The organism is Cellulomonas fimi ATCC 484, from assembly GCF_000212695.1.
GTDB classification, from domain to species: Bacteria; Actinomycetota; Actinomycetes; order Actinomycetales; family Cellulomonadaceae; genus Cellulomonas; species Cellulomonas fimi.
In genome coordinates, this window is record NC_015514.1 from 554,049 (window position 1) to 578,876 (window position 24,828).

The following is a 24,828-nucleotide window of genomic DNA, read 5'->3' on the forward strand; positions in this document are numbered from 1 at the left end:
CGACGGCCGACGGCTCTGCCCAGCGCGGCGTGCCGGCGTCAGACGTCCGAGCCGATGAGCCCGCGCTGGTGCGCCACGGACACCGCCTCGGCCCGCCCGGACACGCCGAGCTTCGCGAGCAGGTTGGAGATGTGCACCGAGACGGTCTTGCCGGAGATGAAGAGCTTCTCGCCGATCTGCCGGTTCGACAGGCCTTGCGCGACGAGCCCGAGCACTTCGACCTCGCGTGCTGTCAGCACGTCCGCCCCGGCCGCGCGCACGCCGGGCAGGTCCAGCCGTCCGCGCCGGGCGAGCCCGCGCACGGCCGTCGCGAGCGGCACCGCGCCCATGGCGTCGGCCTCCGCCAGCGCGGTCGCGGCCTCGTCCCGGGCCGCGTCCCGCTCGCCGCGCTCCAGCAGCGACTCCGCGAGACGCCACCGGGTGCGGGCCAGCTCGTAGCGGTGCCCGTAACCGAACTCGCGCAGCGCAGCGCGCCACGCCTCGGGGTCGTTCCCGCCGACGAGCCGGCCGTGCTCCGCGTGCGCCCGGGCGAGCCACGCACGCCCCTCGGGGCCCAGCACGCCGCCGCGGGGCCGCCCGCGCTCGGCCGTCGTGCGCGCGCGCTCCAGCAGCCGGTCCCCGAGGGCGACCCGCTCCGCGACGTCCCGGCCCAGCAGCCGCTCCTGCGCCGCGGCGTCCGCGAGCGCGGCCAGCGCCAGCGCCGACAGCCAGATGCCGCCGAGGAAGTAGTCGCTCCACTCGCGGCCCAGGTGCTCGATGACCCGCAGCGCGAGCTCGATCGCCTCGTCGAGCTCGCCGCGCCACGTCAGCGCGTCGACCGTGCAGCCCCCGCCGATGAGCGCGACGAGGCCGTCGCGCGACCAGTGCGCCTCGCGTGCCCGCCCCCGCTCGACCACGTCCGCGTCGCCGCGCGCCACGGCCGCGTACAGCGTCATGAGGCGCGCCGTCGCCCCCAGCCACTCCGGGGCGTCGGAGTAGGACTCGCCGGGCGTCAGGTCGCCCTGGACGAAGCGGAAGAGGTGGCCGAGCATGACGAGCTCGATGCCGAACGTGCTCCACAGCATCCCCGACGAGCGCGCGCGCTCGACCGCCAGCTCGCCGATCCGGGCCGCGTGCGCCACGTCGCCCGCGTAGTAGCGGTTGCTCGCGAGGTTGTACATGGTCCGCAGCTCGGTCGACAGGTCGCCCGACTCGCGTGCGAGCCCGAGCGCCTCGTCGAGCAGCGCCGCGGCGTGGTCGGGGTCCTCGACGACGAGCACCGCCAGGGTCGTGACGGCGTCCGCCTCCGCGTCGACGGCCCGCACCTGCCGGGCCACGGCGGCGGCGTCGGTCGCGGCGCGCTCCGCCTCGTCGTCGACGTCCGCGTTGAGCGCCGCGCGCGCGTAGGTCGCGAGCGCCCAGGCGCGAGCGGGCGTCGGGTCGGGCAGCCCCTCGACCGCGAGGCGGGCCACCTCGAACGCCTCCTGCAGGCGCTCCGCGCCGAGCAGGTGGCGCGCCAGGCACGTGCGCTCCTGCGCCTGCCGCGGTGGGTCGTCGTCGCACTCGTCGACCGCGGCACGTGCGAGCTGCACGGCCCGGTCGAGCTGACCCGCGCGGCTCGCGGCCGTCGCCGCGGCGTCGAGCACCGCGACGTGGTCCTCCCCGAGCGCGTCGGCCGCGTCCGGGACCGCGGACCACAGGCGCAGCACGACCTCGAGGTGCCGCAGCTCCTCGACGGGCGCGAACACCTCGTGCGCCTGCCGGGCCGCGTCGCGCGACGCCGTGAGCGCGGTCGGCAGGTCGGGCGCGTGCAGCGCGTGCCACGCGAGCTGCGACGACGTGCCGAGCGACGTGTCGCTGCGCAGCGCCCCCAGGTACGCGCGGTGCAGCGCCGCCTGCTCGCCGGGCAGCAGGTCCGCGTAGACGGCCTCGGCCAGCAGCGCGTGCCGGAACGCGATGTGCCAGCCGTCCCCGACGAGCACGTGGTGCGCGACCGCCTCGCGCAGCGCGGTGTCGAGCGCGCCCGGCGCGGCCAGCGACGGGTCGCCGTGCGCCGCGACCGCCGCCCGCAGCAGCGGCTCCGTCACCCGGCGCCCGGCCGCGGACGCGACCCGCGCGAGCAGCTGCACCTGCGGGTCGAGCACCTCCAGCCGGCTGCGCAGGACGTCGGCGAGCGACCACGGCAGGGCCCCGTCGGCCCCGGACTCGACGAGCTCCTCCGCGAAGTAGGCGTTGCCCTCCGAGCGGTCGAGGACGGTCCGCAGCGCCTGCTCGGGCAGCGGTCCCCCTGCGACCGCCGTCGCGAACTCGCGCAGCTCGCCCTCGGTGAACGGGGGCAGGTCCATCCGCAGCACCCGCGGGTGCCGCACCAGCTCGGCGGCGACGGGCCGCCACGGGTGGCGCCGGTGCAGGTCGTCCGTGCGGTAGCTGGCGACGAGCAGCACGTGCTGGTCGCGCAGCCGCGAGACGACGAAGCGCAGCACGTCGCGGCTGGAGGCGTCCGCCCAGTGCAGGTCCTCCAGCACCAGCAGCAGCGGGTGCTCGGCCGTGCCGACCGCGGCCAGCGCCTCGACGACGCCGTCGAACAGCTGCAGCCGGCTCGCGGCGTCGTCCGCGGGCTCGCCCGCCGGGACCGTGCCCGGCAGCAGGCGGCGCAGCGCGGGCCGCTGCCCGACGACCGCGTCGACCGCCTCGGGGTCGAGGTCGCGCAGCTGCACGAGCGCCTCGGCGAACGGCAGGTACGGCAGGCCGATCTCGCCGAGGTCGACGCAGTGCGCGAGCACGACGCGCGCACCCTGCTCCGCGGCGAGCTCCGCGACGTGCCGCAGCAGCCGGGACTTGCCCACACCCGCGTCGGCCGCGAGCAGGACGGCCGAGGGGTCGCCCGCAGCCGCGCGGCGCAGGCCGTCCGACAGCTCGGACACCTGCGCCGCGCGGGCGACGAACGGGGTGCTCATCGGGCCACGTGCCACGCCCCCGATCCTCGCAGCAGCCACCCACGCACCGCTGCCCCCCGCGACTGCGCGGGACGGACGGTGCGACGGTCGGCCGCCGCGGGACGGGACAGGCCCTGCGGCGGGCGGGCCGGCGCCCCGCGGTGGGCCGCCTGCTCGATCTGCTCGCGGCGGAAGGCGAGCTCGGCGTCGAGCGCGGGTCCCCACAGCTCGGTCATGGTCTTCTCCTTCTCGCGTTCCTTCTTCCGACCACCCTGACGATGCTCGTGAGGCGCGCCGCCCGGGATCGGTCGGTCGACGGGTCCTGGGCACCCGGGACCGCTGAGGCGCGTCTGAGGTACCTCAGACGGCGTGCGCCAGGGGTGTCGCCGCAGGCGGGGCGCGGGGCAGCATGGCGGGATGACCCTCGTCCAGGTGGCCCAGCGCGCGACCGACCTCGACCGCGCCGCGGCGTTCTACACGGACCTGCTCGGGCACGGGCCGGCCGCCCGGTTCGACCCGCCGGGGCTGCTGTTCTTCGACCTCGGCGGCGTGCGACTGCTGCTCGAGCAGGGGGCGCCGTCGGCCGTGCTGTACCTCGCCGTCGACGACGTGCCCGCGACGGTCGAGCGGCTGCGGGCCGCGGGCGTGCCCGTCGAGGGGGAGCCGCACGTGATCTTCCACCACGACGACGGCACCCTCGGGCCGGCCGGGACCGACGAGTGGCAGGCGTTCGTGCGTGATCCCGACGGGAACCTCGTCGGCCTCGTCGAGCACCGCGCGCCCGCCACGACCTGAGCGCCGCCGGATCACCCGGACGCGTCGTGGTCCCGCCCGGCGCGACGGCGGACGTTCGGGCACCCTGGACGGGTGGGTGACGTCCGGGACCTCAGGAGTGCGGCCAGCGTGCGCCGCCAGCAGCAGCTGGTGGTCGACGACGAGGTGGTCGTGCGGGCCGAGCGGTCCGCGCCGCGCGCGGCGCGGCACTGGGTCATGCGTGCGGTCGCCGGCGCCGGGGTCACGGGTGCGACCAACCAGGTCGTCGAGCTGCTCACGGGCGAGCTCGTGTCCAACGCGGTCGTGCACGGGCCCGACGACGGGCTCATCCACGTGCACGTGAGCGTCGGGCCGCGGCTCGTGCGCGTGGGCGTGAGCGACGACGGACCTGGCCGCCCGACCGTGAGCCACCCCGAGCCGACCGCCCCCAGCGGTCGCGGCATGGCGCTCGTCGAGGCCCTCGCGGCGTCCTGGGGCACGGTCGCGCGCGGCGACGGGCAGCCCGGCAAGACCGTCTGGTTCGAGCTCGACCACACCGACTGACGGCCCTGCGGGACCGCCTCCCGGCAGGGTCCTGGCCTGCGGCTCTGCGATGCGCGGTTCGCCCGGTGCGCGTAGGTTCTGGGACGTGCGACCAGGCAGCGAGGGGCGAACGATGACGGACGACACCGACCAGCAGTCCCCGACGGCACCCGCGCGGATCCCCGAGATCCGGGCCGAGGTGCGCGAGGACGGCACCGGGGAGATCAGCGTCGACGGGGTCGTCGAGCAGGTGCAGACCGCCAACCTGCAGGAGGCCGGCGCGGCGATCACCGCGCGCATAGCGGCGCTCGCGGGGTCGGTCGGGTCGCCCCTGCCGGCCCAGGTCCGCGACCCCGACGGCGTGTGGTCCCTGCTCATCCACCCCGACGGCCTGGTCGACGAGGCCACGGTCGACGACCCGGTCACGACGCCCGCGTCCGGCGTCGTGCTGCCGCCCGCGGGCCCGCCCACGACGCCCGCCGACCGCCTCCCCGACGTGGCCACCGGCGGGGACGCGACGACGCTGCTCCCGCCGACGGCACCCGCCTCGACGGGCGGGACGGCGGACGCGGCGCCGGGGCCGGGCTCCGACCCGGCGACCGCCGCGGGCGCGGGCGCCACCCCGTCCTCGCGCGCGGAGGCGAGCCGGTCCCGCTCGGGCGGCACGCGGACCGCGGAGCCGTCCGGCGCGACGTCCCTGCCCACCCTCGACGACCTGCTCGCCGCGCGGCACCCCGCGTCCGACGGCCCCGCCGAGCACGGCTGGCGCGGGGGTGTGCGGCGCGTGACGTTCGGCCTCGTCTCGCCCGGGCCGGGGCGCGCCGAGCGCAACCGCCGGTCGCAGTCCGCGTCGGTCCGGCGCACGTTCGACGGCCCCAAGACGGTCGTCGTCGTCAACCCCAAGGGCGGCGCGCACAAGACGACCGCGACGATGCTGCTGGCCGCGACCTTCGGCATCCAGCGCGGCGGCTACACGCTCGCGTGGGACAACAACGAGACGCGCGGCACCCTCGGCTGGCGGTCCGCGCACACCGAGCACCAGCGCACGGCGGTCGACCTGCTCAACGCCCTGCCGCGGCTGGGCGGTCGGGCGACCGTGCGGATCGGCGACCTCGACGGCTTCGTCCGCACGCAGGCCAACGAGCAGTTCGACGTGCTCGCGTCCGACGAGAGCTCGTCGTCCCTGTCGTCGGTCGACGCCGCGTCGTTCGTCGCGCTGCACCAGGTGCTGTCGCGGTTCTACCGGGTCCTCGTGATCGACACCGGCAACAACATGCGCGCCTCGAACTGGCAGGCGTCGGTCGACGCCGCCGACCAGATCGTCGTCGTCTCGACGATCCGCGAGGACACCGCGCAGTCGGCGGCGTGGGCGCTCGACGCGCTGCGCGCCAAGGGCCACGAGGAGGCCGTGCGCCGCGCGGTCACGATCCTGTCCGCGCCCTCCCCGAAGGTCGACAAGGACCTGCGCACGCGGCTGCGGGGCCACTTCGGCGCCCTGACGCGCGCGGTCGTGGAGGTGCCGCACGACAAGGCCCTCGTCTCCGGCGGGCCGATCGACTACGAGGCGCTGCAGCCGGCGACGCGGGACGCGTGGCTGCGGGCGACGGCGATCGTCGCGGACGGTCTCTGACACGTCGGACGCCGAGCGCCGCACCGCCGGAGGTGCGGGGCTGATGGCCCGACGTTGGTCCGGCTGCGCGGGTGAAGTGCGATCAAAGCGGCCCGCGCACCCGCGCACCGCGTCTAGGTTCGCACCAGTGCGTGTAACAGCCTGAGGGGGCGTTGGTGCTGCGCGAGGACGCGGGAGCCGCGGTCGATGAGCCGTGCCGTGTCGTCTGGGCCAAGTCGTGGCCGTACGACGTCCCTCCCTCGCACTGGGCGCCGCTGTGGCGGCACCTCGACGACACCGCCGACGTTGCCGGGCTGCTGTGGGACCACTGGCTGGCCGACGACATCCGGAGCCTGCTCGCAAGCGGGGTCCCGGGCGGAGCAGCGGGGGCCCGGCGGCTGGTGCGGTTCCTGGCCGGTGCCCACGACGTGGGCAAGACGACGCCGGCGTTCGCGTGCCAGGTGGCCGCGCTGAGCGATCGGATGACGCACGCCGGGCTCAGGCTGTCACCGGCCACGGTCACTGACCGGTCGATGTTGCGCCACGAGATCGCGGGCGCGGCAGCGCTCGACCGTTGGCTCACGACACGTACCGCGGCACCGCGGCAGGCACGCCGGCAGCTGACGGCCGTCCTGGCCGGGCATCACGGTGCCTACCCACCGCTGACTTCCGTCCAGGGTGCAGCCGCGCGACCGCACCTGTTCGGCGGCGGACAGTGGGAGACCGTGCGGGGCGTCCTGCTCGACCGCGCGGCCGCCAGGGCGGGGCTTGTGGCGGACTGGCCAGGATGGGCTGCTCTCCGGGTGCCTGGACCTGCGGGTGTCCTCCTGACGGGTCTCGTGGTGATGGCCGACTGGATCGCGTCGTCGGACCACCTGTTCCCGCTCGACGACGTCGACACCGTCCCGGAGATCGAGCCCGTCTCGACCAGCGAGTCCGGGCGTGCGCAGCGCGCGTGGGCCCGCCTGCAGCTGAGTCCCCGCTGGCGGCCCCCCGCGCCTGAGGCAGCGCTGGCTGCTGTGTTCAGCGACCGCTTCCCCGGCGTAGGGGGCGCGCCGCACCCGGTGCAGGCCTCTGTGGTGGATGCGGCACGAACGATGCCGGCGCCCGGCCTGATGGTCGTCGAGGCGCCCATGGGATCGGGGAAGACGGAAGCGGCACTCATGGCGGCCGAGGTGCTGGCCCACCGCACGGGCGCGGCCGGGGTGTTCGTGGCACTCCCGACGCAGGCGACGTCGGACGCGATGTTCGCGCGCGTGCGGGGCTGGTTGGAGCACCTGCCCGCGGACGACCACGCGCAGCACTCGCTCGCGCTCGTCCACGGCAAGGCCGCCCTCAACGACGACGTCGCGCACCTGCCGGTCTTGCGGGTTCGAGGTGTGCACGACGGGGACCGGACGCGGCCGACGGTGGTGCCGGCCGCCGACCTCTGGATGCGCGGGCGCAAACGGGCCGCGCTGGCGTCGTTCGTCGTCGGGACGATCGACCAGGTGCTGTTCGGCGCGCTGATGGCGCGGCACGTGATGCTCCGGCACCTCGCGCTGGCCGGCAAGGTCGTGGTCGTCGACGAGGTCCACGCCGCCGACACGTTCATGGCGACGTTCCTGGACCGCACGCTGGAGTGGTTGGGCGCCGAAGGCACGCCCGTCGTGCTGCTCTCCGCGACCCTGCCGTCGGTTCGCCGAGCCGAGCTGTACCGGGCGTACGAGAGCGGCCGGCGTCGACGGCTCAGCCGTGACCCTGACGCCGTCGACACGTCGGTCCTGGCAGGCGACATCGGCTACCCGGTCGTCGTGACGACAGGTGACGATGGCCCGGCGGTTACGACCCTCGACGACGCCGCCACGAGTACGCACGTGCAGGTCGTGCGCCTGGACGACGACCTCGATGCTGTGGGTGACCTGCTCGACGACGCGCTGCGCGACGGCGGGTGTGCCGGGGTCGTGCGCAACACGGTCGCCCGCGCCCAGGAGGCGGCCCGCCATCTCGAGGCCCGGTTTGGGCCGGAGGTCGTCACGGTCGCGCACGCGCGGTTCCTCGCCGCAGACCGGCGGGAGAACGACCTACGGCTGCTCGCCGAGCTCGGGCGCGACGGTGCCCGGCCGGACCGGCGGATCGTCGTGGGCACGCAGGTGCTGGAGCAGTCGCTGGACATCGACCTCGACGTGCTGGTCACCGACCTCGCGCCCGTCGACCTCGTGCTGCAGCGCATCGGGCGCCTGCACCGCCACCGGCGAGCCCACCGGCCCGATCCGGTCGCCACCCCACGGTGCTACGTCACGGGCGTGGACTGGGCTGCGGTGGTTCCGCAGCCCGTGCGCGGCAGCGTGCACGTCTACGGGCGCTACGCGCTGCTGGCTTCCGCGGCAGTCCTCGGCCTGCACCTGGACGGTGCGCCGTTGCTCCTGCCGCTCGACATCGCTCGCCTGGTCCAGGCCGCGTACGCGCCCGACGCGGTGCCACCCGCGGGCTGGGAGGACAGCTGGGCGCAGGCCGCGACGCAGGAGCTGCGGCGCCACGACGAGCGGCGGCGGCGTGCGTCGACCTTTCTGGTCCACGAGCCTACCGACGGCGCCCTCTACGGCCTCTCGTCGGGTGGCGTCGGCGACCTCGACGAGGACTCCCCGCAGGGGCAGGCGTGCGTGCGCGAGAGCGGCGACAGCATCGAGGTCGTCGTGGTGCAGCGCGGAGGCGACGGCTCCGACCGCGTGCCCGACTGGGTTCCCGGGGGCGGCACTGCGCTGCCGTTCCCACACGTCCCGCTCGACGAGGCGGATGCGCGTGCCCTCGCCCGCTGCGCACTGCGACTGCCACCCGCCATGTCGCTGAACCCTGCGGTCTTCGACCGCGTCGTTGCTGATCTGGAGCGTGAGCGCTTCGAGGGGTGGGACGCCAGCCCTCTGCTCAAGAACCAGCTCGCTCTCGTCATCGACGACGACCGCCGCGCCAGCGTCGCTGGGTTCGACCTGCACTACGACCGCCACCACGGGCTGACCGTCACGTCGGTCGCGTCGCCGTCATGACGAGGCGGGCCGCACCACTCACCGGGGAGAGAGGGAGCATGGCGATGAGCGGCAGGTACTCGCTGATCGACGAGCCGTGGGTGCTCGTGCTGACGCAGGACGGGACGACGGATGAGGTGTCGTTGCTCGACCTCTTCCGGCGGGCGCCGCAGATCCGGGAGATCGTCGGAGACATCCCCACGCAGGGCTACGCGGTCCTGCGCGTGGCGCTGGCCGTGCTGGCGCGCTCCGTCGGGGGGCCACGGACCACGGGCGACTGGGAACACCTCTGGGACGGGACTGCTCCGCCGATGGAGGCGATCGAGGCGTACCTGCAGGAGCACGCTGAGCGGTTCGACCTGTTCCACCCGGAGACGCCGTTCTTCCAGGTGGCAGGCCTGCGCACCGCGAGGGACGAGGTCTTCGGGCTCGAACGGTTGATCGCCGACGTCCCCGCGGGTCACCCGTACTTCACGACGCGCGCCGGACGGGGGGTGCAGCGGATCAGCGCGGCTGAGGCGGCCCGGTGGCTGGTGCACGTGCAGGCGTTCGACGTGTCCGGGATCAAGTCCGGCGCGGTGGGTGACCCGCGCGTCACGGGGGGCAAGGGCTACCCGATCGGCCAGGGCTTCGCCGGTCACCTCGGCGGGCTGTCCGTCGACGGTGGCGACCTGTGGCGCACGCTCCTGCTGAACACGGTGCCGCTCGACCACCTCGGCCTGCAGCGCGACGTTCGTGACCGGCCCGCCTGGGAGGCAGAGCCCTCTGGCCCTGCCGAGGCAGACGATGCAGCGGCCCGCCCGTACGGATCCCTCGACCTGTTCACGTGGCAGAGCCGCCGCGTGCTGCTGCACGGCGGTCCCGACGGTGTGACCGGCGTCCTCGTCGCCAACGGGGACAAGCTGACCCCGCAGAACCGGCACCGGCAGGAGCCGATGTCCGCGTGGCGGCGCAGCGAGCCGCAGCAGAAGAAGCTCGGGCTGCCCGTGGTCTACATGCCGCGCGAGCACGTACCTGGCCGCGCGGTGTGGCGAGGACTGGCTTCCTTGCTCCCGCTCGTCGCCCCGCGCGGCAAGGCCGACGGCGGTCAGCCGTTCGTCACGGCAGCCGTCGTGGAGTGGGCGGCCGAGGCCCTGGAGGCGACGGCGAGGGTCACCTTGCGGACGGCCGGCATGGTCTACGGCACGCAGAACGCGTCAGTCGAGGAGGTCGTCGACGACCGCCTCGTCGTGCCGGTGGCCCTGTTGTCCGAGGAGCACCCGGCTCTCGCCCAGGCGGCGGTCGACGCGGTCGACGCGTCCGAGGGTGCGGTGCGTGCCGTCGGCTTCCTGGCCCGTAACCTCGCGAGCGCCGCGGGCGCCAGGGAGCCCAAGCTCCTCGACGGTGCCCGCGATGAGGCGCAGCGTCAGGCGTACGCCGTTCTCGACGGGCCGTACCGGGCGTGGTTGGCCGGGCTCGACCCGAGCGTCGACCCGCTCGCCCAGCGCGAGGAGTGGCACCGGCAAGCCGCTGCACTCGTGCGGCGGGTCGGTGCCGAGCTCGTCGAGTCGGCCGGGCCGGACGCGTGGGTCGGACGCGAGGTCAGCATCGGCAGCGGCACCCGGCACGTCTCCACACCTGAGGCGGACAAGCAGTTCCGCCGAGCCGTCGACCAGGCGCTGCCCACCACTCTCACCACGCCCGAGGAGCCCGCAGCATGACCGAGACGAGGACCCCACCTGTCGACGACGACCTCGAGGAGAGCACGACCCCGCCGCGTACCACCCGGGAGTTCGTGTCCTGGCAGGTGGGCAGGTTGCAGAGGGAGTACCTGCCGCCGGTCCAGAGCTCGTGGGCGCGGGCGTCGCTGGCCGAGCTGCGGCGCAGCCTCACCCAGCCGCTCGGCTCGTCGCCGGCGGTGCTCGAGTTCGTCGTCAACCCGTCGGCGCCGACGACGGACGGGCCGGAGACGCCCGACGAGCGGTCGATCGTCACCGCCCTGGGGCTGTACGCGGTGCACCAGCAGTCGCAGTCGGTGCCGATGCACCTGCGCAGTGTGGGCTTCGGCGACGCCGTCGGGCGCATCCGCCTGCGTGACGGCGACGAGGTCCGCGGGGTCACCCGCCGGTTCCAGGCGCTCGGCACCGCCCAGACCTGGGACGAGCTCGTCCACCACGCCCGTGGCCTCGTGCAGCTACTGCGCGACCGGCAGCAGGGCTTCGACTACGGCCGCTTCGCGGAGGACCTCGTGCAGTTCCAGCACCCCGCCTCCGCGGACCGTGTCCGCCTGCGCTGGGGCCGCGCGTTCTACCGCGTCACCACGGCACCCACCACCAGCACGTCCACCACCACCGCCGAGGAGCAGTGATGTCCCGCACCATCGTCGAGGTCCACGCCCTGCAGACCGTCCCGCCGAGCAACGTCAACCGTGACGACACCGGCAGCCCCAAGACCGCGGTGTTCGGTGGCAAGCGACGCGCCCGGGTGTCGTCCCAGGCCTGGAAGCGCGCGACCCGGGTGTCCTTCGGGACGTTGCTCGACCGTTCCGAGCTGGGGGTGCGGACCAAGCGAGTCGTCGAGCTGGTCGCCGCGCGCATCTGCGAGCTCGAACCGACGCTGAGCGAGTCGGCCGAGACCCTGGCCGCCGGGGTCGTCGCGTCGACCGGGCTCAAGCTCGAGAAGGCCAAGCGCGTCAAGGCCGGCGAGACCACGGAGCACCAGGAGACGGGATACCTCGTCTTCGTCTCTCGTCGGCAGGTTGACCTGCTGGCGGAGAAGGCCGTCGAGATCGCCGGTGCCGGCGACGTCACCGGCGCGCTGAAGGCACTCAAGGGCAAGGGCCTGCTCGACACCGAGCATGCCGTCGACGTGTCGCTCTTCGGACGCATGGTCGCCGACGTCACCGACCTCAACGTCGACGCAGCCGCGCAGGTCGCGCACGCGATCTCGGTGCACGCGGTCGACAACGAGTACGACTACTTCACCGCGGTCGACGACGTGAAGCGCGACGCCACCGACGAGGACTCCGGCGCCGGGATGATCGGCACCGTCGAGTTCAACTCCTCGACGCTCTACCGGTATGCCACCGTCGACGTGAACCGTCTCCACGACAACCTCGGTGACGCCGAGGCGGCTCGTCGCGCGGTGCGCGCGTTCGTGCAGGCGTTCGTGGAGTCGATGCCGACGGGCAAGCAGAACACGTTCGCGAACCGGACGCTGCCCGAGGCGGTCGTGGTGACGGTCCGCGACACCCAGCCGGTCAACCTCGTCGGGGCGTTCGAGGACGCCGTCACGGCTCAGGGTGACCGCACGCGCCTGCACGTCGCCGCGCACCGGCTCGGTGTGCGGGCCACGGAGGTCGCCGAGGTGCTCGGGCAGGAGCCCGTCGCCGCCTGGGTCGTCGCGATCGGCGATGCGCGGGCGGGCCTGGAGGACTCCTGGGCCGATGCGGCGCGGACCACCCTCCCGGGGCTCTACGAGGCGGTAGGGGAGCTGGTCGCCGAGCGCCTCGGGGTGTCGGCATGACGGTCCTCGTCCTCACGCTGGCCGGCCCCCTGCAGGCGTGGGGGAGCGAGAGCCGGTTCACCACGCGCGCCACCGACGACGCCCCGACCAAGTCGGGAATCGTCGGGCTGCTGGCCGCCGCGCAGGGACGCCGCCGCTCCGACTCCTTGGAGGACTACGTTGGGCTGCGGCTCGGTGTGCGGATCGACCAACCGGGACGGCTGCTTCGCGACTTCCAGACGGCGAGGTCGCTCGACGGGAGGCAGCCCATGCCCCTGTCGTACCGGTACTACCGGGAAGACGCCCGCTTCCTGGCCGTCGTGCACGCGGAGGACTCGCTCCTCGAGCTCTTCGTCGACGCACTACGACACCCGGTCTTCCCGCTCTACCTCGGGCGTCGCTCGTGCCCGCCCGCAGAGCCACTCGTCCCGCGACTGCTCGACGCCCCGCTCGGCATGGCACTGCGTGACGAGCCCTGGCGCGCGGCCCCGTGGTGGCGGCGACGCTGCGGCGACGAGCCGCCGATGCTCGAGTTCCGCGTCGACCGTGGCGCCGCTCCCGAGCTCGCAGACCGCGTCGACGGATCGACCGTGCAGCGCGACGAGCCCGTGTCCTTCGACCCCGAGCACCGCCAGTACGGGTGGCGCACCGTCGACCTCGGAAGCGTCCCGGTGCCCGGGGCACCCGCACCCGCACCCTCCGGCGTGCGCCTCACACACGACCCGTTCGAGGCGGTGGACTGACGTGTACCTCTCCCGCATCCAGCTCAACCCCCAGCGACGGGACGCTCGCAGGCTGCTGGGCAGCCCGCAACGCCTGCATGCCGCGGTGCTCGCGTCCTATCCGGACGCTCCGACCGGTGCGCTCGACGGCGCCCCGCGGGTGCTGTGGCGCCTCGACGTCGAGCCCGACGCGCGTACCTTCCTGTACGTCGTCAGCCCCGACCGTCCCGACTTCGCGCACCTCGCTGAGCAGGCCGGGTGGCCGTCGACCGAGCGCGGCACGTCCAAGGAGTACGGGCCCTTCCTTGATCGCCTCGCACCGGGGCAGCGGTGGGCGTTCCGCCTCACCGCCAACCCCACCCAGTACGTCGTGCCTGAGCACGGCGGACGGGCCAAGCGGGTGGCGCACGTCTCCGTCCCGCACCAGGAGAAGTGGCTCACCGAGCGCGCCGAGTCTGCAGGCTTCCACATCGCCATGACGCCCCTGCCAGGCGTCGACAGCGATGTCGCCGCTCCGGTCCTTCGGGTGACGCGACGCACCACCCATCAGTTCTCGCGCCGCGGTGCGGACAAGCCCGTCACCCTCGCCGCCGCCCAGTTCGACGGAGTGCTGGTCGTCCACGACGCCGACGTGCTTCGCCGCACCCTCATCGCCGGGATCGGCCCCGGCAAGGCGTACGGCTGCGGCCTGCTCACGCTCGCCCCCGTCTCGTGACATGACCAAGATCCCCGGCGTCCGTCCGCCCGATCTGTCGGAGCTGACTCGCGCCCAGGACCGCATCACCTTCCTCTACCTGGAGCGCAGCGTCATCCACCGCGACTCGAACGCGATCACGGCCACCGACGAGCGGGGCACCGTGCACATCCCCGCCGCCTCGCTCGGCGCGCTGCTGCTCGGCCCCGGAACGACCGCCAGCCACGCCGCGATGACCCTGCTCGCGGAGTCCGGCTCTACGGCCGTGTGGGTCGGTGAGCGCGGGGTCCGCTACTACGCACACGGACGCTCGCTCGCGCGCTCGTCCCGGTTGCTCCTCGCCCAGGCCGAGCTCGTCACCAACCAGTCGTCGCGCCTGCGTGTCGCCCGCCAGATGTACGCCATGCGCTTCCCCGGAGAGGACACCAGCGGCCTGACCATGCAGCAGCTGCGCGGTCGTGAGGGCGCCCGCGTGCGTCGCACCTACCGGGAGCAGGCCGCTCTTCACGGCATCGCCTGGGAGAAGCGTCGCTACGACCCCGACGACTTCACGTCGGGCGACCCGGTCAACCAGGCCCTGTCCGCCGCGACCACTGCCCTGTACGGCATCGTCCACGCCGTCGTCGTCGCCCTCGGCTGTTCCCCCGGCCTCGGCTTCGTCCACACCGGGCACGTGCGGTCCTTCGTCTTCGACATCGCCGACCTCTATAAGGCGGACTACGCCATTCCCTGCGCGTTCGAGACCGCCGCCGCGGGGTACAGCGACATCGGCGCCGAGACCCGCCGCGCCATGCGTGACCGTTTTCGCGACGGACACCTGCTTGAACGATGCAGCAGCGACATCCACAACCTCCTGCTTCCCGCCGAGCCGGACGAGGCGACCGCCGACCTCGGACCTGATGTCGTCCGCCTCTGGGACGGCGGAACCCGTACCGTCGCCGGCGGCACGTCATGGGGCGACGAGGTGGACTGGTGATCGTCCTCGTGCTGACCGCCTGCCCGGCCGGCCTGCGCGGCCATCTGACGCGTTGGCTCCTGGAGGTGTCCGCCGGTGTCTTCGTCGGCCACACCTCGACCCGCGTCCGCGACGAGCTCTGGAACCGCACTGTCGAGCTGATTCGGCCGCGGTCGCGCCCTTATGGTCATCACCGCCAACACTGAGCAACGCTTCGAGATCCGCAGCCACGGGCACCATTGGGTCCCCGAGGACATCGATGGCCTCACGCTCATGCGTCGGCCCGTGGACCCACCACCTGCCGACTCCAGCAGCAGCGGATGGAGCAACGTCTCCAGGCGGCGCCAGCGCTGATCCTTCAAACCGATGCTGACTCGCCTTGTCCTGGCGTCATCACGCAGGTCAGGATGTGTCGTCTCCCCGCGTGCGGGGATGAGCCCCGGTTGCGGACGATCTCGAACCCATTCGTCGCGTCGTCTCCCCGCGTGCGGGGATGAGCCGCACCGCCGCATCATCTCCGTCGACGACGCCCTGTCGTCTCCCCGCGTGCGGGGATGAGCCGTGGTCGATGCGTTCGGTGGCGGGCATGCCGGCGGTCGTCTCCCCGCGTGCGGGGATGAGCCGGCCACCGACGGCACCGGCACCGCCGGGCAGGAGTCGTCTCCCCGCGTGCGGGGATGAGCCCGGCGGGGCGATCGGGACCTCACGCCAGCCCGCGTCGTCTCCCCGCGTGCGGGGATGAGCCGTTGTTGTGCGCGATCCGGCCACCCTGCACCGCGTCGTCTCCCCGCGTGCGGGGATGAGCCCCGAAGTCGATCGCGCGACCCCACCCGTGGTTCGTCGTCTCCCCGCGTGCGGGGATGAGCCCGGGGACCAGGCCGCCGCTGCGTTCGCACAGAAGTCGTCTCCCCGCGTGCGGGGATGAGCCCCGCAACCGGTGGGGTTCACGATCGACCCGCCAGTCGTCTCCCCGCGTGCGGGGATGAGCCCCGTTCGGAGGACCCGCAGGGCGTCGATGCCTAGTCGTCTCCCCGCGTGCGGGGATGAGCCCGGGCCGAGGGTCAGGACGACATCGCCGGGCGCGTCGTCTCCCCGCGTGCGGGGATGAGCCTGTGGCGTCCGGGTCCTCACCGTGCGGGTCGTAGTCGTCTCCCCGCGTGCGGGGATGAGCCCGACCCGCCGACCTTGACCTTCCCGAGCCCGTGGTCGTCTCCCCGCGTGCGGGGATGAGCCCCACGCCGCGACGTCCTTGAGGATCGGCAGGCCGTCGTCTCCCCGCGTGCGGGGATGAGCCCCGGCCGATGACCTCCGTGATGGACCAGCCGTGGTCGTCTCCCCGCGTGCGGGGATGAGCCCTGGACACGGTGCGTAGCGTGCTGCGCGGGCGGGTCGTCTCCCCGCGTGCGGGGATGAGCCGGGCTTCAAGACGGTCCGGTGCCTCATCGAGGAGTCGTCTCCCCGCGTGCGGGGATGAGCCCCGCGACGGCGAGTGAGGTCTGTGCGACCATCGGTCGTCTCCCCGCGTGCGGGGATGAGCCCGACGACGGGCCCGGGGATACCCGTGGGTTCGAGTCGTCTCCCCGCGTGCGGGGATGAGCCGAACCACACGAGCCCGGCGACGAGCGCGGCCACGTCGTCTCCCCGCGTGCGGGGATGAGCCCCGCGCGACGCGCTCGTCGGTGACGCGGCGCAGGTCGTCTCCCCGCGTGCGGGGATGAGCCCTCGGAGAACCACGCGGGCTCCACGCCGAGGACGTCGTCTCCCCGCGTGCGGGGATGAGCCCGTCGTGCGCAGCGTCTTCGGGGAGGGTGCGCAGTCGTCTCCCCGCGTGCGGGGATGAGCCCTGCGGCGGGTCTGGTGAGGCGCCCGACCCGGAGTCGTCTCCCCGCGTGCGGGGATGAGCCCGACGGCGTCGACGCGGCGGGCGCGTCACGGAAGTCGTCTCCCCGCGTGCGGGGATGAGCCCGGTGGTGGTCGCCATGGTGGCGGGTCTCCTGTGTCGTCTCCCCGCGTGCGGGGATGAGCCGTACGAGTTCCAGGGGCGCGGCGCGCCGCACTTGTCGTCTCCCCGCGTGCGGGGATGAGCCCCGTCCGCGCCTCCATGTCCACATCGATCCACTGTCGTCTCCCCGCGTGCGGGGATGAGCCCGACGCCGAGGCGCGTCGGCACCGCACCAAGTCGTCGTCTCCCCGCGTGCGGGGATGAGCCGGCGATCGAGAAGGCGCTCGACGCGCCGTCCGGGTCGTCTCCCCGCGTGCGGGGATGAGCCGGTCCCGCGCATCCACGACCTGCGGCACTCGCAGTCGTCTCCCCGCGTGCGGGGATGAGCCCGGCCACTGTCCGCCGTACTCGCGGGCGAACTGGTCGTCTCCCCGCGTGCGGGGATGAGCCGCAGTAGTCGCCGCCGGTGAGCCACCCGCGCGTGTCGTCTCCCCGCGTGCGGGGATGAGCCGAACAGGCCGTCGACCGGCTCCCGGACGCCGGCGTCGTCTCCCCGCGTGCGGGGATGAGCCTGACGACCTCCGCGCCGGTCGGCCGGTGTACTCGTCGTCTCCCCGCGTGCGGGGATGAGCCCCACACACGGGCTGCGGCGCTCACTGGGCACCAGTCGTCTCCCCGCGTGCGGGGATGAGCCGGCGTGGCTCACGACCACCGGGCCGCGCACAATGTCGTCTCCCCGCGTGCGGGGATGAGCCCGCGGTCGTGACCGGGAGGGTCAGGGTGTACTCGTCGTCTCCCCGCGTGCGGGGATGAGCCCGCGGCCGTGACACGCGAGGTGTTGAACGCGTTGTCGTCTCCCCGCGTGCGGGGATGAGCCGTCGAGCCCGAGTGAACTTCGCGGGCGAAGTCCGTCGTCTCCCCGCGTGCGGGGATGAGCCCCACTCGGTGTCGGAGTCCCCTGTGGAGTCGCCGTCGTCTCCCCGCGTGCGGGGATGAGCCCGGGTAGCGGTCGCGTGACGGTCCGACGGTGCGGTCGTCTCCCCGCGTGCGGGGATGAGCCGTTCGACCCGGGGTCGCCGATGCCGACCATGGGGTCGTCTCCCCGCGTGCGGGGATGAGCCCCGCGCGGCCATGTCCTCCGCGTTGAGGCCGGCGTCGTCTCCCCGCGTGCGGGGATGAGCCTCCTGGTCCGCACGGGAGCCCTGCGGCAGCACGGTCGTCTCCCCGCGTGCGGGGATGAGCCCCTGACCGCGGTACACCGCCGCAGCCGCCGGCAGTCGTCTCCCCGCGTGCGGGGATGAGCCCGCCGTGGAGGACGCACGCCAGGCCGCACGCCAGTCGTCTCCCCGCGTGCGGGGATGAGCCGGCGTCGCACTCGTCCGGGCAGGACTCGACCCAGTCGTCTCCCCGCGTGCGGGGATGAGCCGAGAACCCGACGCCCGCAGCCGAGTAGATGCCCGTCGTCTCCCCGCGTGCGGGGATGAGCCCAAGGGCGTCGTGCTCGGCGTCGTCGGCGTGATGTCGTCTCCCCGCGTGCGGGGATGAGCCCGACGCCGCGACCCACTCACACCGCCACCGGTGGTCGTCTCCCCGCGTGCGGGGATGAGCCCAAGGCCGCCCTGTTCGTGCTGCGCGGGCGGACGTCGTCTCCCCGCGTGCGGGGATGAGCCCGGCACAGTCACCTTGTACGTGCCCTCGCGGCGGTCGTCTCCCCGCGTGCGGGGATGAGCCGTGCTTGCTGTAGAGGTCGCGTGCGATGGGTTCGTCGTCTCCCCGCGTGCGGGGATGAGCCCGCCTCCAACTGCTCGTCGGACAGCTCCTGCGCGTCGTCTCCCCGCGTGCGGGGATGAGCCCGTCGACGTCCACCACACCAACACCTGGCCCACGTCGTCTCCCCGCGTGCGGGGATGAGCCGGCCACCGACGACACGGGCACCGCCGGGCAGGAGTCGTCTCCCCGCGTGCGGGGATGAGCCCGGCGGCAAGGACTTCGCCGTGTTCGGCTACACGTCGTCTCCCCGCGTGCGGGGATGAGCCCGTCGCCGCGATCACGGTCCAGTCCCAGGTGTCGTCGTCTCCCCGCGTGCGGGGATGAGCCTGGCAGACGGCAGAGCGGTCGGCGCCGGCGTGTGTCGTCTCCCCGCGTGCGGGGATGAGCCCTGGCCCATGCTCACCGCCTCCCTTGGTCACTTGTCGTCTCCCCGCGTGCGGGGATGAGCCGCCGCGCCCACGCCGCGGCGACCCCGGGTCGCAGTCGTCTCCCCGCGTGCGGGGATGAGCCCCGGATCTGCCCGCCGACGACCGGCGTGTCACCGTCGTCTCCCCGCGTGCGGGGATGAGCCGTCCTCCTCGATGGGGTCGACCCCCGGGGGGTGTCGTCTCCCCGCGTGCGGGGATGAGCCCGGTCCACGCACGGGCCGTTCGAGCCCGAGCCAGTCGTCTCCCCGCGTGCGGGGATGAGCCGGTCATCGGGGCCGTCACGATCGGTGCCGGGGCGTCGTCTCCCCGCGTGCGGGGATGAGCCCTCCGGCACCATCATCACAGGATCCCGCCCCGGGTCGTCTCCCCGCGTGCGGGGATGAGCCGGTCGGGCGGGGGTGATCTGGGTCAGCGGTCGGGTCGTCTCCCCGCGTGCGGGGATGAGCCCACGACCCGGCCGCGCTTGGTGCGAGCCGGGAGGTCGTCTCCCCGCGTGCGGGGATGAGCCCGACGCGATCAGAGCGTCGGACTCCCACGCGAAGTCGTCTCCCCGCGTGCGGGGATGAGCCCACGGTCACCGCGATCCCGTCGGCGCCGAGCTGGTCGTCTCCCCGCGTGCGGGGATGAGCCGACGTCGTCCGAGGAAGTCGCCCTGGCCTACGCCGTCGTCTCCCCGCGTGCGGGGATGAGCCCTGAGTGGGAGCCTCCCCACCCCTAGGGGGGAGGTCGTCTCCCCGCGTGCGGGGATGAGCCCTTGCGCTCGTAGGCGGCCTCGTCCCACACCTGGTCGTCTCCCCGCGTGCGGGGATGAGCCCGCGGCCGACGCCACGAACCCGCGCAAGGACATGTCGTCTCCCCGCGTGCGGGGATGAGCCGGTCTGAACTGCGTTGAGTAGTGCTGCGATGGCGTCGTCTCCCCGCGTGCGGGGATGAGCCCCCGTGGTGGTACTACAAGGGCACCGTCTGCGCGTCGTCTCCCCGCGTGCGGGGATGAGCCCACCGATGACGCCGCGGCGGAGTCGGCCGCGTGGTCGTCTCCCCGCGTGCGGGGATGAGCCCACCGTGGCCCCGTGCGCTGTGCCTGCCCTGTGGTCGTCTCCCCGCGTGCGGGGATGAGCCCTGGAACCACTGGTGGAAGATCCACGCCCCGTCGTCGTCTCCCCGCGTGCGGGGATGAGCCGAAGATCCGCTCCTGCGTCGCCCGGTCCCGGTAGTCGTCTCCCCGCGTGCGGGGATGAGCCGTCCCCAGCGAGCCCCGGGAGACCGACGTGGTCGTCGTCTCCCCGCGTGCGGGGATGAGCCCACCGCGACGATCCCGAACAGCGCACGGCCCATGTCGTCTCCCCGCGTGCGGGGATGAGCCCTCCTCGTGGTCGATCGACTGGCGTACCCGGTCGTCGTCTCCCCGCGTGCGGGGATGAGCCCGCTCCGACCTCAGCCGGGCGCGCCCACTCGTAGTCGTCTCCCCGCGTGCGGGGATGAGCCCGAGATCCGGTCGCCTGCTAACGACGCGGAGAAGTCGTCTCCCCGCGTGAGGGGATGAGCCGCGCTGGGAGCGCGCGGTGGGCCCGTGGCGGGTGTCGGTTCCCCGCGTGCGGGGATGAGCCCGTGGCCAGGCGCTTGAACACCGTGGTGCCGGCGTCGTCTCCCCGCGTGCGGGGATGAGCCCTCCGACGTCCCGGCGGGCGGCACGCCGGGGTGGTCGTCTCCCCGCGTGCGGGGATGAGCCCGACTGAGCCGTCAGCGTCGACCCGTCCACCGCGTCGTCTCCCCGCGTGCGGGGATGAGCCCGACTGGCACCTGCGGGAGGCGTCGCAGCGGCCGTCGTCTCCCCGCGTGCGGGGATGAGCCCTACGAGGTCGGCACCACGCAGCCGACGAACCGGTCGTCTCCCCGCGTGCGGGGATGAGCCGGCCGCCGTGCTCGGGGTGACCGGGGTCATGACGTCGTCTCCCCGCGTGCGGGGATGAGCCGTTCGACTCGAAGATCCTGACCGCCCTGCAGAAGTCGTCTCCCCGCGTGCGGGGATGAGCCCGTCCCCGCAAGCGGGGCCCCTCGCGAGCTCGAGTCGTCTCCCCGCGTGCGGGGATGAGCCGGGGAACCGGGTCACGGTCCGGGGGCGGCTGGTGTCGTCTCCCCGCGTGCGGGGATGAGCCCAAGGGCCGGGACGTCGCGTACTTCCCTGGCGACTCGTCTCCCCGCGTGCGGGGATGAGCCGTCGTCCAGGGTCGCGGCGAACGCGGCCGTCTGGTCGTCTCCCCGCGTGCGGGGATGAGCCCGAGTACCTCGCGACGACGACCGGCTCGAACAAGTCGTCTCCCCGCGTGCGGGGATGAGCCGGCGCCCTGTCGGACCTGTCGCGCGTGGAGTCCGTCGTCTCCCCGCGTGCGGGGATGAGCCCACCGTCTTGAGGAAGTCCCACATCGACGCGAAGTCGTCTCCCCGCGTGCGGGGATGAGCCCGCCGGAGACGCCTGCATCGACTGCTGCCCGTGGTCGTCTCCCGCGTGCGGGGATGAGCCCGGCGACGCGTCGTCGGCGACGATGTCACCCTCGTCGTCTCCCCGCGTGCGGGGATGAGCCGCCGAGCACGTCAAAGGCCAGCGACGTCATGCCGTCGTCTCCCCGCGTGCGGGGATGAGCCCAACAAGGCGTGGCGGTCGGCCGAGTCGGTCCGGTCGTCTCCCCGCGTGCGGGGATGAGCCGAAGGGCCGCAGGCCGCGCGGTCAAGGGGCGGTGTTCTCCCGTGTGCCGGGTGAGCCGGACGACATCCTGCTCGGCTACATCAACGCTGCGGCTGCCGTGTTCTGGAGCTGTGGAGGGTCGCGCCGGATCGTCCGGCACGCCGCCGCGCGTGCGGGCCGATGTCGGTGGTCGGGTCCACCCTGGTGCGCATGGTGACGATCTCCTGCTCCTGCGGGTCGGTGTGCGACTCGCGCCGCAACCCGCTGCGCGGGCTCGACGTCGCGGAGCGGCTGAGGCTCGTCGAGGCGGCGTTCTCGGCGCACGACGGCTTCCTCACGCTCGAGCTCGACGCGGCCTGGCACCCCGGCTCGGACGAGCCCGGTCCGGCGTGCGTGGTGCTCGTGGACCTGGACGAGCTCGACGCGTGCGCGGGTCTCGACGAGGACGAGGCCCGGAGGCTGCGCGCGGCGCTGCGTGGCACCCGGGTGGCGGGCCGTGCGCTGCCGTCGCCGGTGCTGGTGGATGGCACGTGGTTCCGGGTGGCGCCCGCGCAGGGCTACGTCCCGCACGTGACCTACGTGGTGCACGACGAGGCGGGCACCGTGCTGGAGGTGGACGAGCCGCTCGTCGAGCGCGACCTGCTCGCCGAGCTGGTCGACGAGTTCGGACGGCAGGGCCGCGACGGTCTCGTGCGGCTGGACGCGGTCGCCGCTCGGCGCTCGCTCGCGGGGGCGCTCGACGCGCTCCGTGCCCGCCCGGAGGTCGCGGTCGCCTGACACGTCCGCCGGGACGACGTCGCGAAAGTCGGTGCACGTGCCGTGCAAGATCCGGGCCGGTCGGCACAGAGAGCGGGTGAGGACGTCCGACCACCCCGGGGGAGCAGCGTGCCGACGCCGACACCGACCACACCGGTCGCCGACGTGACCGCCGACGGCGACGCGGCTGCCGCGCGCACGGGCACCGGCCCGGGAGACGAGGACGCCGTGCGCGACGAGACGCCCCACGAGGGCGACGAACCCCGGTTCGAGACGCCCGAGGACGCGGCCGGCGCGGGACCGGCCCCCACGAGCGCCCCTGCGGCGGCGCCGACGCCCGCCGACACCGCGTGGTTCGAGACGCTGGTCCGCGACCACGCAACGGCCGTGCACCGCTTCGTCGTGCGCCGCGTGGGGCGGAACGACGCCGACGACCTGACGGCCGACGTGCTGACCGTGGCGTGGCGGCGTCGGGACGACGTACCGCGCGGCGCGGAGCTGCCGTGGCTCTACCGGACCGCGGGCTTCGTGCTCGCCAACCACGTGCGCAAGTCCCGCCCGGTGCCCGTCGCGGACGTGCCCGAGGGCCTCGACCCGACGGACCCGGCGGTCCTCGCGGTCCGCGACGAGCAGGTCCGCACCGTCCTCGCCGCGCTGGGCGTGCGCGACCGGCAGATCCTCCTGCTCAACGCGTGGGAGGGTCTCGCGGGTCAGGCGCTCGCGGACGTGCTCGGCATCTCCCGCGGCGGCGCGGACGCCGCGCTGAGCCGCGCCCGCGCCCGCCTCCGTGAGGCGTGGGACGCCCATGACGCCGACACCCCGGCGGGCTCGACCGCCTGATCGGCGTCGTCACCCGGCGGAGCCGAGGTCTCGTGAGGGCCTGTGCTGGGGCGGGTGCAAGCGGCGGGGCGCTCGGGACACAAGCAGGGCAGAGCAGGATCCCGACGTTCCCAGGAGCCCCCCGTGCCTGACGACCAGACCCCCGGTCCCGTCCCCGACGCCCCGCAGCCGCCGAAGCCGACGCCGGCTGGCGAGCCGACCGCCCCGCCCCGGGACGTGACGGACGCGGAGCACCTCGACGCGGAGCACCTCGACACGGAGCACCTCGACGCGGCGGGAGACGAGGACGACGTCGCGTTCGCGCGGCTGCGGGCCGCGGACCCGGCGGTGGACGCGACGCCCGACGCCGACCGGCTGCGCGCCGTCGTCGCGGCGGCCACGGCGGCCACGGCCCCGCCGGACGAGGCCGGACGGCAGGCGGCACCCGCGGTGCCGGACGAGCTCGCGGCGGCCCGGTCGCGGCGCACGGCGCGCCTGCGCTGGCTGCCGGTCGCGGCGGCCGTCGCGGGGTTCGTGGTCGTGGGCGGCGGCGGGTACGCGGTCGGTGCCGCGCAGGACGGCGGGACGCCGGCGGGCGACCAGGCGGCGCCGGCGATGGCGCTCGACCAGCCGGTCCAGGGGCGGGCCGAGTCGATGGCCGGGGCCGCGGACACCGCGATGGCGGCCGAGGACTCGGCGGCGTCGAAGCTCGCGTGGTTCGGCGGGCGCGTCGTGTTCACGGCCGGCGACGGTCTCTCGGACGAGGCGGGCCGCGGGACGGCGTGGGCGCTGGACGCGGCGAGCGTGGTCTCGGCGGAGACGGCTGCCCGGGTCGCGGCGGCGCTGGGCGTGAGCGGCGAGCCGCGGCAGGAGTACGGGTCGTGGACGGTCGGCTCGGCGGACGGCTCCGGACCGAGCGTGTCGGTGTCCCCGGACGGGTCGGCGAGCGTGTCGTACTACGACCCGTCGCTCGACCCGTGGGCGTGCGTGCGTTCGGCCCAGGAGACGATCGACGGGGCCGAGGAGCTCGCGGGCGCCACGGGCGAGCCCGAGCCCGCGGTCGTCGACCCCGGTCTCGGTGTCGAGTGCACCGACCCGAACCTCCCGGCCGCGCCGACGGGGGACGCCGCGCTCGCGAAGGCGCGCGAGGTGCTCGCGTCGCTGGGGCTGGACCCGGCGGGCTTCGAGCTCGACGTGGCGTCGGACACCGGCACGCCGCAGCTGGTCCAGGTGACGGCGCACCAGGTCGTCGCCGGGCAGCGCACGGGCATCCAGTGGAACGTCTCGCTCGTGGGCGACGGCGTGCAGTCGCTGTGGGGCTCGCTCGCGCCGCTCGTCGAGCTCGGCGAGTACGACGTCGTGAGCGCGAAGGACGCCGTGGCGCGTCTGGGCGACCCGCGGTTCGGGGCGTCCGGCGGGATCATGCCGTTCATGGACGACACGGCCCGCATCGCGGAGGAGGGTGCGGCGACCGACATGGCGCCGGCGGAGCCGACGGTCCCGCCGACGGCGACCGGTGGCCCGATCGCGTGGCCCGTGGAGGACGTGACGATCACGTCGGCGCGCCTGGGCGTGGCGTTCACGACGCTGCCGGACGGTGCCGCGGTGCTGCTGCCCACGTACGAGCTCAGCGCGGACGACGGGCGGACGTGGACGGTCGTCGCGGTCGCGGACGACGAGCTGGACTTCTCCGCCGTGGGGTGACCCGGGCGGAGTGACGACGAGGCCCCGTCGGCGTGGAGGGACGCCGCCGG

The 24,828-nt window shown here is 74.3% G+C and carries 17 protein-coding genes and 1 CRISPR repeat array; of the genes, 15 read left to right on the plus strand and 2 right to left on the minus strand.

Annotation, left to right across the window (positions count from 1 at the left end; all coding sequences use genetic code 11):
* Nucleotides 1–38: 38 nt before the first annotated feature.
* Both CELF_RS21345 and CELF_RS02545 read right to left on the minus strand, forming a co-directional pair.
* Entirely contained in the window at nucleotides 39–2,936 is a 2,898-nt protein-coding gene (locus tag CELF_RS21345; RefSeq protein WP_013769679.1) for a helix-turn-helix transcriptional regulator, read from the minus strand.
* Complete coding sequence (locus CELF_RS02545; RefSeq protein WP_013769680.1) at nucleotides 2,933–3,151, minus strand: hypothetical protein; 219 nt, start codon at nucleotides 3,149–3,151, stop codon at nucleotides 2,933–2,935. The genes CELF_RS21345 and CELF_RS02545 overlap by 4 nt, the downstream gene beginning before the upstream one ends.
* Nucleotides 3,152–3,332: 181 nt before the next feature.
* Here CELF_RS02545 and CELF_RS02550 point away from each other — a divergent pair, with 181 nt between their 5' ends.
* The 15 genes from CELF_RS02550 (at nucleotide 3,333) to CELF_RS02615 (ending at nucleotide 24,778) form a co-directional block, all read left to right on the plus strand.
* A complete protein-coding gene (locus CELF_RS02550; RefSeq protein WP_013769681.1) occupies nucleotides 3,333–3,710 on the plus strand; it encodes a VOC family protein in 378 nt (125 codons plus the stop codon).
* Nucleotides 3,711–3,782: 72 nt separating this feature from the next.
* Nucleotides 3,783–4,232 (plus strand): ATP-binding protein, encoded by a 450-nt coding sequence (locus CELF_RS02555; protein WP_232014293.1) that lies wholly within the window; start codon nucleotides 3,783–3,785, stop codon nucleotides 4,230–4,232.
* A gap of 112 nt (nucleotides 4,233–4,344) precedes the next feature.
* Complete coding sequence (locus CELF_RS02560) at nucleotides 4,345–5,841, plus strand: MinD/ParA family ATP-binding protein (protein WP_013769683.1); 1,497 nt, start codon at nucleotides 4,345–4,347, stop codon at nucleotides 5,839–5,841.
* A gap of 155 nt (nucleotides 5,842–5,996) precedes the next feature.
* On the plus strand, nucleotides 5,997–8,843 hold the full coding sequence (locus tag CELF_RS02565; RefSeq protein ID WP_013769684.1) for a CRISPR-associated helicase/endonuclease Cas3: 2,847 nt from the start codon (nucleotides 5,997–5,999) through the stop codon (nucleotides 8,841–8,843).
* Nucleotides 8,844–8,887: 44 nt separating this feature from the next.
* Nucleotides 8,888–10,522, plus strand: a complete 1,635-nt coding sequence (casA, locus tag CELF_RS02570) for a type I-E CRISPR-associated protein Cse1/CasA (protein WP_197722521.1) — start codon at nucleotides 8,888–8,890, stop codon at nucleotides 10,520–10,522.
* Entirely contained in the window at nucleotides 10,519–11,169 is a 651-nt protein-coding gene (casB, locus tag CELF_RS02575; RefSeq protein WP_013769686.1) for a type I-E CRISPR-associated protein Cse2/CasB, read from the plus strand. The genes casA and casB overlap by 4 nt, the downstream gene beginning before the upstream one ends.
* Nucleotides 11,169–12,326, plus strand: a complete 1,158-nt coding sequence (gene cas7e, locus CELF_RS02580; RefSeq protein ID WP_013769687.1) for a type I-E CRISPR-associated protein Cas7/Cse4/CasC — start codon at nucleotides 11,169–11,171, stop codon at nucleotides 12,324–12,326. The genes casB and cas7e overlap by 1 nt, the downstream gene beginning before the upstream one ends.
* Entirely contained in the window at nucleotides 12,323–13,048 is a 726-nt protein-coding gene (gene cas5e / locus CELF_RS02585; RefSeq protein ID WP_013769688.1) for a type I-E CRISPR-associated protein Cas5/CasD, read from the plus strand. The genes cas7e and cas5e overlap by 4 nt, the downstream gene beginning before the upstream one ends.
* Nucleotide 13,049: 1 nt before the next feature.
* Nucleotides 13,050–13,742: a type I-E CRISPR-associated protein Cas6/Cse3/CasE gene (cas6e, locus tag CELF_RS02590; protein WP_013769689.1), complete on the plus strand. Its 693-nt coding sequence runs from the start codon at nucleotides 13,050–13,052 to the stop codon at nucleotides 13,740–13,742.
* A gap of 1 nt (nucleotide 13,743) precedes the next feature.
* Nucleotides 13,744–14,697: a type I-E CRISPR-associated endonuclease Cas1e gene (gene cas1e, locus CELF_RS02595; protein WP_013769690.1), complete on the plus strand. Its 954-nt coding sequence runs from the start codon at nucleotides 13,744–13,746 to the stop codon at nucleotides 14,695–14,697.
* Complete coding sequence (gene cas2e, locus CELF_RS21350) at nucleotides 14,694–14,882, plus strand: type I-E CRISPR-associated endoribonuclease Cas2e (RefSeq protein WP_013769691.1); 189 nt, start codon at nucleotides 14,694–14,696, stop codon at nucleotides 14,880–14,882. Before cas1e ends, cas2e begins: the two co-directional genes overlap by 4 nt.
* Complete coding sequence (locus CELF_RS21485) at nucleotides 14,860–15,030, plus strand: hypothetical protein (protein ID WP_197722522.1); 171 nt, start codon at nucleotides 14,860–14,862, stop codon at nucleotides 15,028–15,030. Before cas2e ends, CELF_RS21485 begins: the two co-directional genes overlap by 23 nt.
* Nucleotides 15,031–15,087: 57 nt before the next feature.
* Nucleotides 15,088–21,278: a CRISPR direct-repeat array (repeat unit 28 nt; unit sequence GTCGTCTCCCCGCGTGCGGGGATGAGCC).
* Nucleotides 21,279–21,709: 431 nt separating this feature from the next.
* Nucleotides 21,710–22,276: a hypothetical protein gene (locus CELF_RS02605; RefSeq protein WP_126297654.1), complete on the plus strand. Its 567-nt coding sequence runs from the start codon at nucleotides 21,710–21,712 to the stop codon at nucleotides 22,274–22,276.
* Nucleotides 22,277–22,384: 108 nt separating this feature from the next.
* Nucleotides 22,385–23,095 carry an RNA polymerase sigma factor gene (locus CELF_RS02610; protein WP_013769693.1) on the plus strand — a complete coding sequence of 237 codons (711 nt, stop codon included), beginning with the start codon at nucleotides 22,385–22,387 and terminating at the stop codon, nucleotides 23,093–23,095.
* Nucleotides 23,096–23,218: 123 nt separating this feature from the next.
* On the plus strand, nucleotides 23,219–24,778 hold the full coding sequence (locus CELF_RS02615) for a hypothetical protein (protein WP_013769694.1): 1,560 nt from the start codon (nucleotides 23,219–23,221) through the stop codon (nucleotides 24,776–24,778).
* Nucleotides 24,779–24,828: the final 50 nt, after the last annotated feature.

What these genes read in the sequence shown, in the direction of transcription:
- CELF_RS02550 (WP_013769681.1), top strand. Translation starts at nt 3,333, where the DNA reads ATGACCCTCGTCCAGGTGGCCCAGCGCGCGACCGACCTCGACCGCGCC.
- casA (WP_197722521.1), top strand. Translation starts at nt 8,888, where the DNA reads ATGAGCGGCAGGTACTCGCTGATCGACGAGCCGTGGGTGCTCGTGCTG.
- CELF_RS02605 (WP_126297654.1), top strand. Translation starts at nt 21,710, where the DNA reads ATGGTGACGATCTCCTGCTCCTGCGGGTCGGTGTGCGACTCGCGCCGC.
- casB (WP_013769686.1), top strand. Translation starts at nt 10,519, where the DNA reads ATGACCGAGACGAGGACCCCACCTGTCGACGACGACCTCGAGGAGAGC.
- CELF_RS21485 (WP_197722522.1), top strand. Translation starts at nt 14,860, where the DNA reads ATGGTCATCACCGCCAACACTGAGCAACGCTTCGAGATCCGCAGCCAC.
- CELF_RS02560 (WP_013769683.1), top strand. Translation starts at nt 4,345, where the DNA reads ATGACGGACGACACCGACCAGCAGTCCCCGACGGCACCCGCGCGGATC.
- cas5e (WP_013769688.1), top strand. Translation starts at nt 12,323, where the DNA reads ATGACGGTCCTCGTCCTCACGCTGGCCGGCCCCCTGCAGGCGTGGGGG.
- CELF_RS21345 (WP_013769679.1), bottom strand. Translation starts at nt 2,936, where the DNA reads ATGAGCACCCCGTTCGTCGCCCGCGCGGCGCAGGTGTCCGAGCTGTCG.
- cas7e (WP_013769687.1), top strand. Translation starts at nt 11,169, where the DNA reads ATGTCCCGCACCATCGTCGAGGTCCACGCCCTGCAGACCGTCCCGCCG.
- CELF_RS02545 (WP_013769680.1), bottom strand. Translation starts at nt 3,151, where the DNA reads ATGACCGAGCTGTGGGGACCCGCGCTCGACGCCGAGCTCGCCTTCCGC.
- cas1e (WP_013769690.1), top strand. Translation starts at nt 13,744, where the DNA reads ATGACCAAGATCCCCGGCGTCCGTCCGCCCGATCTGTCGGAGCTGACT.